Origin of the sequence: Duganella lactea (assembly GCF_009857505.1) — a bacterium.
Lineage (GTDB): Bacteria > Pseudomonadota > Gammaproteobacteria > Burkholderiales > Burkholderiaceae_D > Rugamonas > Rugamonas lactea.
Genome location: NZ_WWCP01000014.1, coordinates 13,146 through 30,063, shown reverse-complemented (window position 1 = coordinate 30,063; position 16,918 = coordinate 13,146). Strand labels below are relative to the sequence as shown.

At 64.3% G+C, this 16,918-nt stretch carries 16 protein-coding genes; 11 read left to right on the top strand and 5 right to left on the bottom strand.

Features of this window, described 5'->3' with window-relative positions; translation table 11 throughout:
- Window positions 1-70 precede the first annotated feature (70 nt).
- The 3 genes from GTP44_RS13165 to maiA are packed head-to-tail and all read left to right on the top strand — an operon-like array spanning window position 71 to window position 2,264.
- The gene (locus GTP44_RS13165) at window positions 71-601 is read left to right on the top strand and encodes a VOC family protein (RefSeq protein WP_161019796.1); all 531 of its coding nucleotides are present in this window, start codon (window positions 71-73) and stop codon (window positions 599-601) included.
- Window positions 598-1,620 carry a fumarylacetoacetate hydrolase family protein gene (locus GTP44_RS13160; protein WP_161019795.1) on the top strand — a complete coding sequence of 341 codons (1,023 nt, stop codon included), beginning with the start codon at window positions 598-600 and terminating at the stop codon, window positions 1,618-1,620. The genes GTP44_RS13165 and GTP44_RS13160 overlap by 4 nt, the downstream gene beginning before the upstream one ends.
- Window positions 1,620-2,264, top strand: coding sequence for a maleylacetoacetate isomerase (maiA, locus tag GTP44_RS13155; RefSeq protein WP_161019794.1), 645 nt, complete (start codon window positions 1,620-1,622; stop codon window positions 2,262-2,264). The genes GTP44_RS13160 and maiA overlap by 1 nt, the downstream gene beginning before the upstream one ends.
- Here the strand turns inward: maiA and GTP44_RS13150 are convergent, their stop codons facing one another.
- The 5 genes from GTP44_RS13150 to GTP44_RS13130 form a co-directional block, all read right to left on the bottom strand.
- Window positions 2,265-3,314, bottom strand: a complete 1,050-nt coding sequence (locus tag GTP44_RS13150) for a S41 family peptidase (RefSeq protein WP_161019793.1) — start codon at window positions 3,312-3,314, stop codon at window positions 2,265-2,267.
- A gap of 205 nt (window positions 3,315-3,519) precedes the next feature.
- A complete protein-coding gene (locus GTP44_RS13145) occupies window positions 3,520-5,577 on the bottom strand; it encodes a TonB-dependent receptor (protein WP_161019792.1) in 2,058 nt (685 codons plus the stop codon).
- Window positions 5,578-5,596: 19 nt separating this feature from the next.
- Window positions 5,597-7,435 (bottom strand): IucA/IucC family protein, encoded by a 1,839-nt coding sequence (locus tag GTP44_RS13140; protein WP_161019791.1) that lies wholly within the window; start codon window positions 7,433-7,435, stop codon window positions 5,597-5,599.
- A complete protein-coding gene (locus GTP44_RS13135) occupies window positions 7,432-8,661 on the bottom strand; it encodes an MFS transporter (RefSeq protein ID WP_161019790.1) in 1,230 nt (409 codons plus the stop codon). The genes GTP44_RS13140 and GTP44_RS13135 overlap by 4 nt, the downstream gene beginning before the upstream one ends.
- Window positions 8,658-10,442: an IucA/IucC family protein gene (locus GTP44_RS13130; RefSeq protein WP_161019789.1), complete on the bottom strand. Its 1,785-nt coding sequence runs from the start codon at window positions 10,440-10,442 to the stop codon at window positions 8,658-8,660. Before GTP44_RS13130 ends, GTP44_RS13135 begins: the two co-directional genes overlap by 4 nt.
- Before the next feature lie 192 nt (window positions 10,443-10,634).
- Here GTP44_RS13130 and GTP44_RS13125 point away from each other — a divergent pair, with 192 nt between their 5' ends.
- The 8 genes from GTP44_RS13125 to fdx all read left to right on the top strand — a co-directional run bounded on the left by GTP44_RS13125 (window position 10,635) and on the right by fdx (window position 16,917).
- The gene (locus tag GTP44_RS13125) at window positions 10,635-11,411 is read left to right on the top strand and encodes a uracil-DNA glycosylase family protein (RefSeq protein WP_161019788.1); all 777 of its coding nucleotides are present in this window, start codon (window positions 10,635-10,637) and stop codon (window positions 11,409-11,411) included.
- 139 nt (window positions 11,412-11,550) lie between these two features.
- Window positions 11,551-12,030, top strand: a complete 480-nt coding sequence (gene iscR / locus GTP44_RS13120; protein ID WP_160991490.1) for a Fe-S cluster assembly transcriptional regulator IscR — start codon at window positions 11,551-11,553, stop codon at window positions 12,028-12,030.
- A gap of 19 nt (window positions 12,031-12,049) precedes the next feature.
- Window positions 12,050-13,306: an IscS subfamily cysteine desulfurase gene (locus GTP44_RS13115; RefSeq protein WP_161019787.1), complete on the top strand. Its 1,257-nt coding sequence runs from the start codon at window positions 12,050-12,052 to the stop codon at window positions 13,304-13,306.
- A gap of 24 nt (window positions 13,307-13,330) precedes the next feature.
- Window positions 13,331-13,723, top strand: coding sequence for a Fe-S cluster assembly scaffold IscU (iscU, locus tag GTP44_RS13110; protein ID WP_072780731.1), 393 nt, complete (start codon window positions 13,331-13,333; stop codon window positions 13,721-13,723).
- 45 nt (window positions 13,724-13,768) lie between these two features.
- Window positions 13,769-14,092: an iron-sulfur cluster assembly protein IscA gene (iscA, locus tag GTP44_RS13105; RefSeq protein WP_090176915.1), complete on the top strand. Its 324-nt coding sequence runs from the start codon at window positions 13,769-13,771 to the stop codon at window positions 14,090-14,092.
- Between the two features lie 5 nt (window positions 14,093-14,097).
- Window positions 14,098-14,613, top strand: coding sequence for a Fe-S protein assembly co-chaperone HscB (hscB, locus tag GTP44_RS13100; RefSeq protein WP_160991488.1), 516 nt, complete (start codon window positions 14,098-14,100; stop codon window positions 14,611-14,613).
- Window positions 14,614-14,673: 60 nt separating this feature from the next.
- Window positions 14,674-16,554, top strand: coding sequence for a Fe-S protein assembly chaperone HscA (hscA, locus tag GTP44_RS13095; protein WP_161019786.1), 1,881 nt, complete (start codon window positions 14,674-14,676; stop codon window positions 16,552-16,554).
- Between the two features lie 21 nt (window positions 16,555-16,575).
- Window positions 16,576-16,917, top strand: coding sequence for an ISC system 2Fe-2S type ferredoxin (gene fdx / locus GTP44_RS13090; RefSeq protein WP_160991486.1), 342 nt, complete (start codon window positions 16,576-16,578; stop codon window positions 16,915-16,917).
- Window position 16,918: the final 1 nt, after the last annotated feature.

The window sequence follows — 16,918 nt, the reverse complement described above, 5'->3', positions numbered from 1 at the left end:
GATGAGATAAATACGATTTGTATGATATCTGAATCTGGCATCTAATGCCCGAATCAAGAGGGAGACCGTCATGAAAATCAAGCAAATACACCACGTCGCCTACCGCTGCAAAGACGCCAAAGAAACCGTCGAGTGGTATGGCAAACACCTGAACATGAATTTTGTGCTGGCGATTGCCGAGAACGAAGTGCCGTCGACCAAGGCGCCTGACCCTTACATGCACGTGTTTCTGGACGCCGGCCACGGCAACGTGCTGGCGTTCTTTGAATTGCCCACGCAGCCGGAAATGGGCCGCGACCAGAACACGCCCGCCTGGGTGCAGCATCTGGCGATGGAGGTCGAGAGCATGGACGAATTGCTGGCCGCCAAGGAGCGCCTCGTCGCTGGCGGCATCGACGTGATCGGCCCGGTCAACCACACCATTTTTAAATCGATCTACTTCTTCGATCCCAACGGCCACCGTCTGGAACTGGCCTGCAACATCGGCACGCCGGAGATGCTGCACAAGCTGGACGAGGTGAAATGGGCCATGCTCGACGAGTGGTCGCAGACCAAAAAAGCGCCGAAGCACGCCGCCTGGATGCACGGAGGTGACGCATGAAGCTCGCCACCCTGAAGGACGGTAGCCGCGACGGTCGCCTGGTCGTCGTCAGCCGCGATCTGACGCGTTACCAGCTGGTGCCGGCGATCGCCGCCACGCTGCAGCAGGCGTTGGACCACTGGGAGCATGTGGCGCCCCGGCTGCAGCAAGTCTACGTCGCACTGAATGCCGGCGAATCAGTGGACGCCCAGCCGTTTGACCAGCAGCATTGTCACTCGCCATTGCCACGCGCCTATCAATGGGCCGACGGTTCGGCCTACATCAATCACGTCGAGCTGGTGCGCAAGGCGCGCAATGCCGAAGTGCCGGCCTCGTTCTACACCGATCCGCTGATGTATCAGGGCGGCTCGGACAGCTTCGTCGCCCCGCGTGATCCGATCTACGCGCTGTCCGAAGCGTGGGGCATCGATCTGGAGGCGGAGGTGGCCGTCATCACCGGTGATGTGCGCATGGGTGCCGCGCCGGAAGAGGCCGCCAAGGCGATTCGGCTGGTGATGCTGGTCAACGATGTCTCGCTGCGCAACCTGATTCCGAACGAGCTGGCCAAGGGCTTTGGCTTCTTCCAGTCCAAGCCGGCCAGCGCCTTCTCGCCGGTGGCGGTAACGCCGGATGAGTTCGGCGCCAACTGGGCCGACAGCAAACTGCGCCTGCCGCTGCTGGTCGAACTGAACCGGCAACCGTTCGGCAAGCCGAACGCCGGCGAAGACATGACCTTCAACTTCGCCCAGCTGGTGGCGCACGCGGCCGCCACGCGCGAGCTGGCGGCCGGCACCATCATCGGCTCCGGCACCGTCTCCAACAAGCAGGGCGGCCTGCACGGTTCGAGCATCGTCAATGGTGGCGTCGGCTACTGCTGCCTGGCGGAAGTGCGCATGTACGAAACCATCGAGACCGGCGCGCCGCAAACGCCGTTCCTCAAATTCGGCGACAGCGTGCGCATCGAGATGAACGATGAAAACGGCGCCAGCATCTTCGGCGTCATCGAGCAGACCGTCACGCACTACAGGGAACGGCGCTGATGAAACTTTACACCTACTTTCGCAGTTCGGCCGCGTACCGCGTGCGCATCGCGCTCGCCCTGAAGGGCATCGCCTACGACGCCGCGCCGGTGCATTTGTTGCGCAACGGTGGCGAGCAGCTGGGCGACGCCTACCGCGCCATCAACCCGGCTGGTCTGGTGCCGGCGCTGGAAGTTGACGGCAACGTGATCGGCCAATCGCTGGCCATCATCGAATATCTGGAAGAGACGTACCCGCAACCGCCGTTGCTGCCGGCCACGCCGATGCAGCGTGCCCGCGTCCGCGCGCTGGCGCTGACCGTTGCCGCCGACACGCATCCACTGGGCAATCTGCGCGTGCTGAAACATCTGACGGGGCCACTGGGTGTGACGGAAGAGGTCAAGCTCGGCTGGCAGCAGCACTGGCTGCGCACCGGCTTGTCGGCGCTGGAGAGCTTGCTGGCCGATGATTCGCGCACCGGCTGCTACAGCCACGGCGACACGCCCACGCTGGCCGATTGCTGCCTGGTGCCACAAGTCTTCGGCGCCCAGCGGTTTGGTATCGACATGGCGCCATACCCGGCCATCATGCGCATCCACGCCGCCTGCGCCGAACTGCCCGCCTTCCAGCAAGCCCATCCATCCCAGCAGCCGGACGCCGAGTAATCAGCGCAGCTCGGACCGCGAGGTCTGAGGCGGCGAACCCGCGCTCCGGATCGCCGCCCGCGCCATCGCCAGCGCCGTGTCCCGCGCGCTGGCTGGCGGCACCATGCGGTCAGGCTGCACGCCGCCGCCCTCCCAGTTGTCGCGGGTGATCACGTTGCTGGCGCGTGTGATCGCCACCGAGGTCTGCAACTGGCGCGAGATGCGCTGCTTGGCGCCAACGCGCGCATCGCCCATCGTCGGCGCGCCGACCACCACGGCGCGTTTCACGTACTGTTGTAAATCGTAGGCGAAGGCTTCGGCTGCACCGCCGGTGCGCTCGTTGACCAGCAGGTACAGCGGCTTGTCGCCGCCGAAACGTTTGCCGGGCACGGTGCCCCAGGTCCAGTATTCCTTCACCACGCGGCCGGAACGGTCGATCTGGTCGTGCAGATGGATTTGATTGTCGCGGAAGAACCAGCTACGCTGGTCCACCAGCAGATAGCTCGCCAGCAGCGCCGCCATGTCCTGGCTGTCGCCGCCGGCGTCGCGCAGGTCGATGATCAGCGCCGGGCTGTCGGCGGCCTGGTCCATGAAGCGGGCGGCCATGTCCAGCGCGCCGCGATCCAGCGGCGCGAAGCGGGTGATTCTGAGATAGCCGATATTGTCGTCCAGCAGCTCGAACTTGCGGAAGCCGTAATTGTCGGTCGCCGCGGCGGGGGCTGGCGGGCGCTGGCGCTCGTCGGCCAGATCGTAAGGCACGAATTCCAGATAGGTGTGACGGTCCGCCGTGATCGCCGCCACATCGCGGGTGACGCGGGCCGCCATCGCACGCGCCGTCAACTGGTCTTCGTACTCGCCGCGTGCCAGACGCTGGCGCAGGTCGTCGGCCGCCGCCTTGGCGCGCGGACCGTCCACATGCAATTCCGTCAGCCGGCGCGCAAACTCATTGATGATGTGGGCGCGGGTGGGCGCGTCCAGCGCCTCGTCCAGCACCGGCGGCGCGGGTGTTTGCGCGGCGGCGCCCAGCGACAGCATCAGCACGGCGGCGGCAATCCAGCAGATACGGCCCATTTATTCCCCGGAATCAGACATATACTGGGAAATTATCTTAACACTTTCCGATCGGAAAATGCCACAACTGGCGCAGGATCAGTGTTTGCCGACCGAGTAGCGGATGTTCGCGGCGTTCGCGCCGCCGCTCGATCAGGTGAAGTATGTACTGGTCGGCGTTGCAGCTGGCGCGTCCCTACGCCAGCCGGATGCCGAATAGCCGGCTTCAGAAGCGCGTGCTGACCGTTACGCTGGCGCTGCGCGGCGCCCCTGGCTGGATCTGGACGTTGTTGATGGCCGATTCGTAGAAACGGGCATCGCCGATGTTGTTCACCTTGAAGCGCACATCGAACCGCTTGTGGCGGTAGGTCAGCGCGGCGTCGACGCGGCCATAGCCCGGCAGGCGCACGGTGTTGTCGGACAGCGCGAACTGGTTGCTGTTGAGCAGTACGCCCAGCCCGGCGCTCCACGACTGATCGATCACCTGGTCGATCCAGAGACTGGCGCGGTGGCGGGCGGTCATTTCGGCGCGGTTGCCGTTCGGGACATCGTTCGAGGCGACGACGCGCGCGTCGTTGTAGGTATAGGCGGCGTTGATGCGGCCACCCCGCCACAAGGTGCCTTGCAGTTCAAGCTCCACGCCCTGGTTGCGCTGTTTGCCCACCTGTAGCTGGCGCAGGCCGGCCGGATCGGTGGGGTCCAGCGTCAGCTGGTTGCGCTGCTCGATGCGGAACAGCGAGGCGGTGGTGAAGAAGCGCCCGCCCATCCAGTCCTGCTTGTAACCGACCTCCTGCAAATCGGTTTGCAAGGGCTTAACCTGCGATAGCGCGGTGTTGCCGGTGTAGAGCAGGTCGCCACCGCCGGGCGAGAAGGAGCGACCCACATTCACATACCAGGACTGGCCGTCGACTGGCTGGTATACCAGACCCGCGCGCGGCGAGACTTGGTTGTCGGTGCGCTCGCTGAACACGTTGGTCAGATGGTTGGTCTGCTCCTGTTGGAAACGGTCGAAACGCAGGCCCGCCAGCGCCTTCCACCGCGGCGCCAGGTCGATCTGGTCCTGCACATACAGCGCCGCGGTCTTGGCGACAAAGCTGTTGTTCAGCGAGACTGGCAGGGCGCTCAGTTGCGGCATCGGCAGCACATGCTGTGGCGCGAACAGGTCGACCGGGAAGGCGATGCCGGTTTGCGCGGTGACCATGTCACGCTTTTGTTCCGATAACTCGAGGCCGACCAGCACCGCGTGGCCGTTGCCGGTATAGGTCAATTCGGTCTGGTTGATCAGGTTGCGCTGCTTTTGCGGGAAGAAGGTGACCTGGCGCGACACCGTGCCGTTGGCGTTGACACGGCGATTCCGGGTGTTGACGCCTTCGAGGTCGGTGCGGCTGTATTGCAGCGTGTTGGCGAGCTTGAGCCGATCGTTGAAGCGGTGCTCCAGTTTGGCCTTGCCCATGTCGCTGTCGGTGCTGGTGTAGTCGTATTTCTCGCCGTAGAAGGTGGACGGGTCGACATCGACCGGACGTCCGTTCAGCGACGGCACGCCGCGGTCCGGGGTGCGGTCTTCGCGCTGCACCTCGGCCTGCAGCAGCAGCGAGGTGTCCGGCGTCAGCGCCCATTTCACCGACGGCGCCAGCAGCTTGCGGGTGTGTTCGACCACGTCGCGGTAGCTGTCGCCTTTGTCGTAGACCGCGATCAGGCGCGCGTTCAGTTGTTCATTCACGGCGCCACCGGCGTCCACGCTGACGCGCCGTTCATGGTCCGCGCCGAGCGTCGCGGTGATTTCGGTTTCCTGCCTGGCGCGTGGCTGTTTGCTGACCCGGTTGATGATGCCGCCGGCAGAGCCGCGTCCGTACAGCGCCGCCGCCGCGCCCTTGATTACTTCGATCTGCTCCACCGTGGCCAGATCGCGCGAGTACAAGGTGTCGTCGCGCACGCCATCGAGGGTGGTGTCACGCAGCGAGTAGAAGCCGCGGATGTAAAACTCGTCGCGTCGGCCTTCACCCTGGCCGGCCACCACGCTGCTGACGTAGTCCAGCGCATCCTTGCTGGTCAGGGCCGAGCGGTTGCGCAGGCTCTCCTGGGTCACCACGCTGACCGATTGTGGCGCATCGAGCACGCCGCCCTGGGTCTTGGTGCCGCTGGCGCTGACGGCGGCGCCGTCGGCGCTGCCGGTCACCGTCACCTGCTGCAGGGTTTGCGTCTCTTGTGCATGGCCGGCCTGCAGGAAAAACAGACCTGTCAGCAGCAGTGGCAGGGGTTTGAGTCTTGGATAGATAGTGATCATATGGAGGATATCGTTGGTTTTATAAGGAAGCCGCGGCGCTATTGACCACGCCCAGCGGGTGATACAGGGGCAGATAGCTGGCCTGGCGATCGGCCTGGCGCAGGAAGCGCGTCAGCAGATTGCCTTTGGCCGGCAAGGGTTCGCCCGCCAGCAGCCCTTGAATGCGGCGGCTGGCGGACGGATGGGGAAATTGTGCGAGGTAGTCCTGCAGCGTATCGCGCAGCACCCCCCACAGACCGAGATACAAGCTGTGGTTGCCGTTGGCGATGGTGGTGATCACCTCGCACAGATTGTTCACAAACAGGCAGTAGCCGATGCGGACCCAGGCCCGCTCGTCGCTGCAGCACAGCGCCGCCAGCGTGGCCGGCTCCAGCGTCATGGCCTGCGCCAGATGGTGGGCGCGCGGAGCCAGGCGCGTCAACTCCAGATCGCGCACGATAAAGCTGGTCGGCGCGCCCTGGGCGTCCAGTCCGACCAGGGTGTTTTGCATATGGGGCTCGAACGCCACGCCGTGTTCAAACAGCAGGTACAGCGTCGGATGAACGGCCGCCAGGGCATAGCGCGCAAACCAGGCGCGCGCGGCCTGCTCGAGTCCCAGGCCGTTATGCAGCGCATAGCGCTCGATCAGCGCGAACACGCGCTGCCGGCCGTGGGCACCGTTGCCGAACAAGGCGGCACAGACCACCGGTTGTACCTGCTGGCTCAGGATTCCGGCCACTCCCTCGCGCAGCAGCACGCCGAATCCGTCGTCTATTTCGGCGTCGGCGCCGGGCATGTTGACGGTGACATAGGCGCGTTCTTCCAGAACGTGGAAGCCGGGGAAGCGCGTGCGCATATCGTCGCGCAGGCGGCGGTACAGCCGGGTGCCGGTCAGCGCGCTTTGCAGTTCGTGGCGGGCGTTGTTGCGGATACAGTTGGTGATCCGCATATTAAGCGACAGTTTGATGAACGAGGCGGCGTCCTCCGCCAGCAGGGTGCGCACCGAGGCGGTGCTGTGGAAGGGACGACCGAGAACGCCGAGGTCGCGCATCGCGCCGCTGCGCAACGCCGCCGCAATGCGCGGTTGGCGCCGCATCCAGCCAGCCTGCCAGGGGTGCAGCGGCACGATCACGGTGCCGGCATCGGGTCGCAGACCGGCCCCCTGCAGGCCTTGCAGGCCGTCGTCACCGACGCCGTTGCTAACGCTATCGCTGTGCAGCCACTGCTGCGGAACCTGCAGGTAGTGCAGGCGCATGCTGGCCTTGTGTTCGGGCGAGTAGACGCGCTGCTCGGCCGGCGACCAGTCGGCGCGGCTTTTCGGCGCCGGATGGAAGGGGTGGCCGGTGAGCAGTCCCTGTTCACTGTCGATGTAGGTTTGCAAAGGCGTCAGGGACCGTTGGCCGGGCGTCCGTGGCGTGGCCGGATGACGTTCCAGTACATCGCTCATGGTGGCGATGCTGTCGCCGATCTGCTGCATCAATTCGTTGTTGAACGGGGTGTCGGCCCGGCGTGACAGGTCTTCGATGATCAGCCGCGCCACATCCTGCCAGCCGGCCTGGCGCCAGGCCTGGTCGCCGCTGCGCAAATAGACGTCGGTGGTGTAGTCGAAATTGGCGGTGGACGACACATGCAGCACGCCGACGCACAGGCGGCTGTCGACGCGCGGCAGCGCGATCTCCAGCACCTGGCCGCGATGGTTGGGCGGCATGGCGGGATGGCCGACGCCGCGCGGCGCCGGCAGCACCGCCAGCGTGTGCTCCTGCATCGCCACTTCGCGCGCATAGCAATTGATCAGGAGGCGGCTGTGTTGTTGTTCAGCGAAGCGCGGCGCTTGCGCCGGGTCGGGCCGCAGATGGCTGGCGGACAGCGGGAGGTTCATAGCAGTTTCCATTTCAACGATATAAACACGGCCGCCACCAGCGCGGCGCTGAGCCAGAGTGGCGCGGCGTAGCCGAGCGTCGGCGCCAGCACGCTGGCCAGCAGGCCGGCGCAGACGGCGCCCCATTTGTTGGCGCCTTCGAGCCGGCCGAAGTGGCTGCCAGCGCGTGCGGCGTGGGAGCTTGCCGCCGCCAGGGTATTGATGGCCAGGTAGGCGCCTGTCATGCCGAGGCCCATGACGATGCGGCCGGCGACCATGGCCGCCAGCGAAGCGGCCAGCGCCTGCAGCAGCAGGCCGGCGCAGGTGAGGGCGGCGTAGCGGCCAAGGCTGACCCGGGCGCCCGATGCCCGCAGGCGCCGTCCCAGCGGCCACGCCAGCAGCAGGAACAGCGCGTGCGGTAGGCCGAACAGCAGGCCGGCGGTGGCCGCGCCGATCTCCAGTCGCCGCGCCAGGTCGGTAACGAAGTAGGGGTAGGACAGCACCGTGCCGACCGCAAACAGGGCCTGCAGCCGATACAGGCTGGCCGCGCGCATGCCACAGGCGGCGATGGCGTCGGCGTCGGCCTCGGCCGCTGACGGCGCGGCCGGCCGGTGGTTGAGGTCGATGGTTGCGGCGTGCGCCGCGCCACGCGCGGGCAGCAGACGGTCGGGCAAAAAATACAGCGCGACGCAAGCCAGTCCGGGGCACAGCGCCAGGTAGAGGAATATGTTCAACAGGTCGGTGTGGCCGCTGAGGATGCCGATCAGCGCCGGGCCGGCAAACAGCGCGGTGCGCGCCGAGGCCTGCATGACGCCCAGCAGGGCTGCCAGGCGCGGTGCCGGCAGGCGCTCGGCCAGGAAGGCGTTGGAGGCGGCAAAGGTGCCGCCCAACACGCCTTGCAGCGTCAGTCCGACGGCGAATTCGAGCGGGGTGCGCGCCAGCCCGGTGATGAGGAAGCTCAGACACAGACCGGCATGGGCACGGATTAGCGAGGCGCGCTTGCCGATGCGGTCGGCCAGGCGCCCCCAGGCCGGGTTGGCGATGGCGGCGGCGAGTGTGGGCAGCGTGAAGTACCAGCCCGCCAGCGCCGCCGATGGCGCCGGGCCGCTGAAACTCGATTGCAGAATCTGCGCGTAGAACGGCGGCATGCACAGTGCCGCGAAGGCGGCGCCGAAGTGACCCGCCACCGTGATGGCCACGGCGCGCGCTGGCAACTCGGCGCGGCCGATGGCGGGCGCTATACTCATCGTTGCTCTTCCCTGGCGCCATAGCCGTCGGCGCTGTCCTGCGGCGCGCCATGCAGCGGGTTGCGGACGGTGCGCAATTGTTGGTTGCTCCAGCGGAGCAGGCGGCGTGCCGCCAGGCATTCGATTTGTAGCTGCGGGCCGAGCAGATCGAACTCCGCGTGACGTGCCGCCATTGACGGCATGCTTGCCTGGTAATCGGCGATGGTGCGCGCGGCCTGGCGCCAGAACAGCGTCTCGGGATGGCCGCAGTGGTGCTGCAAACGCCAGGCCAATTCGCCCAGGTTGATGAAGAACAGCACTTCGATCAGATAATCGCGCGCCTCGGTCGTTGAGGCGAACATGAAGCCGGCACTGGCATTGATGGCATTGCGGTACGAAGGTGCGGCGCGCAGGCCCGCCAACTGCTCCTCGCCGGTGGCACCGCGCAGGTAGTGCAGGCCTCCGGGCAGGTCGCGCATGGCGATGCGATGCGGCAGGCCGTCGCGCAGGATCAGCAGCGTGTTTTGCGCGTGACATTCGAGCAGCACGCCGTGCGCCATCATCAGGTGTAGCAGCGGCGGCGCGCAGGACGCCAGCAGCGCCGCCACCCAACGCTCGACGCCATGCTGATTGAGCCATGGCTGGATGGTCAGGGCGCCGTCGGCGCTCAGCGTGGTCAATGCCGTCATCGGAAAAATCCGCTCGCCCATTTGCAGCACCGATTGTGGCGAGCGGCGCCAGATAGCGCCCAGCATGCCGTAGGCGGTGTCGCGCTGGCGTGACGCCGCCACCGTGATGCCGGCCGGCTCGGGCAGGATTGCCAGTCGCCGGCCGCCGGCCAGGAATGGATCGGCGTCGCACACCCGTTCGAGCCAGCGCGAGATGAGGGGCGCGTTGTGCACGTGGTGGTCCGACAGAATACGGTCGGCCGAGCTGTTGGCGATGGCCAGTGGCAGCTTGAGATTGTGTTGCTGCTCGCCGGCGAGGCTGCTCAACGAGCGGATCGATTGCTGCGCCAGCCAGCGGTCGCCGCCGGCGCCGAGATGCAGCAGCGTGCCGTCGGCCAGCCAGTCGGAAAAATGCAGGACGATGGCGTGTTCCCAATGCCAGGGATGGACCGGCAGCAGCCGGTAGGCGTCCGGCCGCCGGCCTTGGGCGGCGATCTGTCCGCGCAGCCGCTGGTATTCATCCGGACCCAGTTGCGAGGCCAGCAAGCCTTCATACGCGATGCCGTCGCCGGTGTGGGTCTCGCTGGCGTCAACGGCAATTGCCAGCCACATCAGCTCGAACGCCTGGGCGAATTCGGGGCTGTAACGCAGGTTGTCTTGCACGCTGAAGCCGATGCGCGAGCGGAAACAAGGGTGGTAGGGATGGCCGTCACCCAGTTGCGCCTCCTGCCAAGGGTAGGGCGAGCTCAGGGTGGCGTCGCGCTTGGCGGTCATCGACCAGGCATGGTTGAGGGCGGTGTGCTGCAGTTCGTCGATGAACTGGCGCAGCGCCGCCGGCGCCGGCTGCAAATGCCGCACCAGCGCCGGCACCACGCTGGCCAAGTCGGTGGCGGTGCCGGGACAGCGCAGCGCTCCGCTCAGCCGCAAGCGGTCAAAGCCGCTCCGATGGGCGATGTCGATCAGGTAGTGGCGCGACTGTCCCTGCGCATCGAGCCCGTCGAGCCGCAATTGTCGGCCGTCCGGCTCGACCGCGCCCCGCAGACAACCCTCATTCCAGAAAGACTCGACGAACTGGCGCACCGTGCGTGCGTGGGCGGCGGGGGAATGGCTTAAGAACGATAGGGACGGGTGCATGGCCGTAGATTGAAATAGAAAGCTTGCTGGATTGCTATGTAGGCACAATAGCCACGAATAATCCAAATGTCAATGAAAATGATAATGATTCGCATTAAATTATTTGCTTGGCATCCAGTTGTCTGGCTGCCATCTTCGATAATCCGGCCGACGCTTGCGTTACAATCCCGGTTTTCTTGGTAGCTCATTCGTATGACGATTCCCAGCCCTATCCTTGACGCGCTGTCGCGCGCCGATGCCTCCTGGCAGCCGCTGCTGACCGCCGGTTTGAACGCCATGAGCGCGGCCGACGCCACCTACCTGGCGCAATTGGCGGACGATGTATATCTGCCCACCGAACAGCGGCTGTTTGCGGCATTTGCCTTGCCGCTGGACCAAGTGCGTTATGTGCTGGTGGGCGAAGGGCCGTATCCGCGAGCAGAGAGCGCCACCGGCGTCTGTTTCATGGATGGGGCGGTTGGCAGCCTGTGGTCGTCGGAAGAGGGCGGCGGCCTGTCGAAGCCGGTCAACAAGGCGACCTCGCTGCGCAACTTCATGAAAATGCTGCTGGTGGCCGATGGTCAACTGCAACTGGACAACACCGCCGGCGCGGCGATGGCGGCCGTCTCGGCGCGGGCGCGCAGCGGTGCCGGCAGCCACATCCAGACCCTGGCCGACATGCAGCGCAAGCTGACCGGGCAGGGCTTCCTGCTGCTGAACGCCTCGCTGGTGTTCCGCAGCCACGTTGCCCCGGCCAAGGACGCCAAGGCCTGGCTGCCATTCTTCGAGGCGGTGATGGCCGGCCTGGCCGCGCAGGCCGAGACGGTGCCGACGATGGTGTTGTGGGGGAAAATCGCTGAATTGCTGAGCAAATTGCCGGTAATGAAGGATTTTCCGCAGATCGCGGCGGAGCACCCGTACAACCTGAGTTTTATTGGCAATCAACAAATGCACCAGCTGTTCCGGCCGATGCAACTGCTCAAGGGCTGAAACCGAGGGGCGGCCAGCAAGCTTTGTTAAAGTTTGGTATACTTGACTAAATCGATCAACTACTCAGGATTTGTGAATAGTTAATGAGGTCGATATGAGGTCGATATGAGGTCGATATTTTAACCCAACCGAGGTAGTGATGCGTCTGACCACCAAAGGCCGTTTTGCTGTGACCGCGATGATTGACTTGGCGCTGCGCCAGGGCAAGGGACCAGTCACGCTGTCGGGCATCAGCCAGCGTCAGGCAATTTCGCTGTCCTACCTGGAGCAGCTGTTCGGCAAGCTGCGCCGCCACGAGATCGTCGAATCGATCCGCGGTCCGGGCGGCGGCTACAGTCTGGCGCGCCGCGCTGACAAGGTCACCGTGGCCGACATCATCATCGCCGTCGACGAGCCGCTGGATGCGACGCAGTGCGGCGGCAAAGAGAACTGCCATGGCGCCGACGCCGCCAGCGGCGTGCGCTGCATGACCCACGAACTGTGGGCCACGCTGAATGAGAAAATGGTTGATTATCTGGATTCCGTTTCGCTGCAGGATCTGGTCGATCAACAAAAGCAGAAGAACGCTGAGCAAAACGTGGTTGTGTTGCACCGCACCGACAACCACGCCGCGCTGTAAGCCCTAACGGAGTAACCAGATGAACGCCCCAGAAAAAAACATCGCTGACGTGAAGTTCCAGACCGCGCCGCATTTCCCGATTTACATGGACTATTCGGCCACCACGCCGATCGATCCGCGCGTCGCCGATGCGATGATTCCTTACCTGCGCGAGCAGTTCGGCAATCCGGCCTCGCGCAGCCACATGTACGGCTGGACCGCCGAAAAAGCGGTGGAAGAGGCGCGCGCCAATGTCGCCGCGCTGGTCAACGCCGACCCGCGCGAAATCATCTGGACCTCGGGCGCGACCGAATCGAACAACCTGGCCATCAAGGGCGCGGCGCAGTTCTACAAAACCAAGGGCAAGCACATCATCACCGTGAAAACCGAGCACAAAGCCGTGCTGGACACCGTGCGTGAGTTGGAGCGCCAGGGCTTTGAGGCGACCTACCTGGAACCGCAGGACAACGGCCTGATCACCATCGAGCAACTGACCGCCGCCATCCGTCCGGACACCATGCTGATTTCGGTCATGCTGGTGAACAACGAAATCGGCGTGATTCAGCCGATCGACGAAATCGGTGAACTGTGCCGCTCGAAAGGCATCATCTTCCACTGCGACGCCGCGCAAGCGACCGGCAAAGTGGTCATCGATCTGCAAAAAACCAAGGTCGACCTGATGACCTTCACCGCGCACAAAACCTACGGCCCGAAAGGCGTGGGCGCGTTGTACGTGTGCCGCAAGCCGCGCGTGCGAATCGAAGCGCAGATGCACGGCGGTGGTCATGAGCGCGGCCTGCGTTCGGGCACGTTGCCGACCCACCAGATCGTCGGCATGGGCGAAGCCTTCCGCCTGGCGAAAGTGGAAATGGACACCGAGATCGCCCGCATCAAGGCGCTGCGCGACCGTCTGGCCAAAGGCCTGCAAGAGATCGAAGAAACCTACATCAACGGCGACATGGAACACCGTGTGCCGCACAACCTGAATGTCAGCTTCAACTACGTTGAGGGCGAGTCGCTGATCATGGCGGTCAAAGACCTGGCCGTGTCGTCGGGCTCCGCTTGCACTTCGGCCTCGCTGGAACCATCTTATGTCTTGCGCGCGCTTGGTCGTAGCGACGAACTGGCGCACAGCTCGATCCGTTTCACCATCGGCCGTTTCACCACCGAAGCCGATATCGACTTCGCGGTCGAGCTGATGAAGTCCAAGGTACACAAACTGCGTGAACTGTCGCCGCTGTGGGATATGTTCAAGGATGGCATCGACATCAGCTCGATCCAATGGGCAGCCCACTAATTTCACAGATACAGGAGCATCAAAATGGCTTACTCGGAACAAGTACTGGACCACTACGAAAATCCACGCAACGTCGGCGCCTTTGAAAAGGGCGACGACAGCGTCGGCACCGGCATGGTTGGCGCGCCCGCCTGCGGCGACGTCATGAAGCTGCAGATCAAAGTGGGCGCCGATGGCGTGATCGAAGACGCCAAGTTCAAAACCTATGGCTGCGGTTCGGCCATCGCATCGAGCTCGCTGGTGACCGAGTGGGTCAAGGGCAAGACGCTGGATCAGGCGCTGGCCATCAAGAACACCCAGATCGCCGAAGAACTGGCGCTGCCGCCAGTGAAAATCCACTGCTCGATCCTGGCGGAAGACGCCATCAAGGCCGCGGTGCTGGACTACCAGAACAAGCACGCCACCGTAGCAGCGTAAATTACGACACGTCGCCCCAGTGACCCTGGGGCGCGGGAGAATCAAATGGCAATCACCCTGACCGAAAAAGCAGCGAAACACATCAACCGCTACATCGAGCGCCGCGGCAAGGGCCTCGGTTTGCGTTTTGGCGTGCGCACCACCGGCTGCTCGGGCATGGCCTACAAGCTGGAATACGTGGACGAAGTGACCGACGAGGACAGCGTGTTCGAATCGCACGGCGTCAAAGTATTCGTCGATCCGAAAAGCCTGCCGTACATCGACGGCACGGAGCTGGACTTCGCGCGCGAAGGCCTGAACGAAGGCTTCAAGTTCAACAACCCGAATGAGAAAGACGCTTGCGGTTGCGGTGAAAGCTTCCGCGTCTGAGCCGTATGCAGAATCACTTTGAGCTATTCAATCTGCCGCCGCGGTTTGCCGTAGACGCCGGGGCGCTCGACAGCGCCTACCGCGACGTGCAAAGCCGCGTCCACCCCGACAAGTTCGTCAACGCCACCGACGCCGAGAAGCGCGTCGCCATGCAGTGGGCCACCCGCGCCAACGAGGCCTACCAGACCCTGAAGAATCCGCAGAAGCGCGCGCAGTACATGTGCGAGCTGCACGGCGTCGATCTGCAGACCGAGTCGAATACGGCGATGCCGATGGCTTTCCTGATGCAGCAGATGGAGTGGCGCGAAGAACTGGGCGAGGCCCGCGCCGGCAAGGACAGCGACGCGCTCGAATCGCTCGACCAGCAACTGCGCACCGCCCGCAAGGAGCAACTGGCGCGGATCGAACAGCAGATCAACGCCGGCGACTACGCCGCCGCCGCCCAAGGCGTGCGCGCGCTGATGTTCCTCGAAAAATTCGGCGAAGAAGTCCGCTTCGCCTTTGAAGCAATCGAAGCTTGATGCCCGGCGCCGCTGCCCGGCGCCGCCTCAGCTGACCACATAAGAATACAGGTCTCACCCATGGCACTTCTGCAAATTTCCGAACCAGGCATGTCCACCGCACCGCACCAGCACCGGCTGGCGGTGGGGATCGATTTGGGCACCACCAATTCGCTGGTGGCGACTGTGCGCAACAGCATTCCAGAAGTGCTGAGCGATGAAGACGGCCGCACGCTGCTGCCTTCCGTGGTGCGCTATCTGCCGAACGGTCACGCCAACATCGGCTACAAGGCGCAGGCCGCGCAGACCACCGATCCGAAGAACACCATCGTGTCGGTCAAGCGCTTCATGGGCCGTGGCCTGGCGGATATCGCTTATGCCGAGAACCTGCCTTACGATTTTCAGGATACGCCCGGCATGGTGCAGCTGAAGACGGTCGCCGGCGTCAAGAGCCCGGTGGAAGTCTCGGCGCAGATTCTGGCCACGCTGCGCCAGCGCGCCGAGGATTCGCTGGGCGATGACCTGGTTGGCGCGGTGATCACCGTGCCGGCGTACTTCGATGACGCGCAGCGCCAGGCCACCAAGGACGCGGCCCAACTGGCCGGCCTGAACGTCCTGCGCCTGCTGAGCGAGCCGACGGCCGCCGCCATCGCCTATGGCCTGGATAACGCTTCCGAAGGCATCTACGCGGTCTACGATCTGGGTGGCGGCACCTTCGATATCTCGATTCTGAAGTTGAGCAAGGGCGTGTTTGAAGTGCTGGCCACCGGCGGCGATTCGGCGCTGGGCGGCGATGACTTCGATCACCGGCTGTTCTGCTACATCCATCAGGAAGAAAAACTGGCGCCGCTGTCGGATGAAGACACCGCCGTGCTGATGGTGAAGGCGCGCGAGGCCAAGGAACTGCTGTCGACCAAAGCGGAAGTCATCGTCGACGCCACGCTGAAGTCGGGCGAGCAGGTGCACATGACCATCACCGCCGAGAAGTTCCAGGAGATCACCCGGCACCTGATCGACAAGACCATGAAGGCCATCAAGAAAGCGCTGCGCGACGCCAATGTTGACGCGGACGATGTCGATGGCGTGGTCATGGTCGGCGGCGCCACCCGCATGCCGCATGTGCACCGCGCGGTGAGTGAGTATTTCCACACCACGCCGCACGCGAATATCGATCCGGACAAGGTGGTGGCGCTGGGCGCCGCCGTGCAGGCCAATCTGCTGGCCGGTAACCGCGCGCCGGGCGATGACTGGCTGCTGCTGGATGTGATTCCGCTGTCGCTGGGCATCGAGACCATGGGCGGTCTGGTGGAGAAGATCATTCCCCGCAACTCGACCATTCCTTGCGCCCGCGCGCAGGAGTTCACCACCTTCAAGGATGGTCAGACCGCGCTCGCGGTGCATGTGCTGCAAGGCGAGCGCGAGCTGGTGGCCGATTGCCGTTCGCTGGCGCGCTTCGAGCTGCGCGGCATTCCGCCGATGGCGGCTGGGGCGGCGCGTATCCGCATCACATATCAGGTGGATGCGGATGGCTTGCTGTCGGTGTCGGCGCGCGAGCTGCGTTCGGGTGTCGAGGCGTCGATCAGCGTCAAGCCGTCGTATGGCTTGGGTGATGATGATGTGGCACGCATGCTGATGGATTCGCACGCCTCTGCCGATGTCGACATGAAGGCGCGCGCGTTGCGTGAAGAGCAGGTGGAGGCGGAACGCATTCTGCTGGCAACGCAAGCGGCGCTGGATGAAGACGCGGCGCTGCTGTCGGACGAAGAACGCGTGGCGGTCGATGCGCTGATGGCGAAAACGCGCGAGATCGTCGCGCAGTCGCAGACCGGCGCGGTGGATCACCAGGCCGTGAAGGCGGCGGTTGAAGCGCTGGCCCACGGCACCGAGGAATTTGCGTCGCGCCGCATGGACCGCAGTGTGCGCAGCGCGCTGGCCGGCAAGTCGCTCGACCAAGTCGTTTAAAAATATATAAAGAGTTTAACCATGCCACAAATCGTATTCCTGCCCCACGCAAAACTGTGCCCGGATGGCGCCGTCGTTGAAGCCGAAGCCGGCAAAACGCTGTGCGACGTCATGCTGGAGAATGACATCCATATCGAGCACGCGTGCGAAAAATCCTGCGCCTGCACCACCTGCCACGTGCTGGTGCGCGAAGGCTTCAATTCACTCAGCGAAGCCAGCGAAACCGAAGAAGACCTGCTGGACAAAGCCTGGGGCCTGGAAGCGGTGTCGCGCCTGTCGTGCCAGGCCGTGGTCGCCGACGAAGACCTGGTCGTTGAAATTCCGAAGTACACCATCAATCACGCAAGCGAAGGCGGGCACTGAT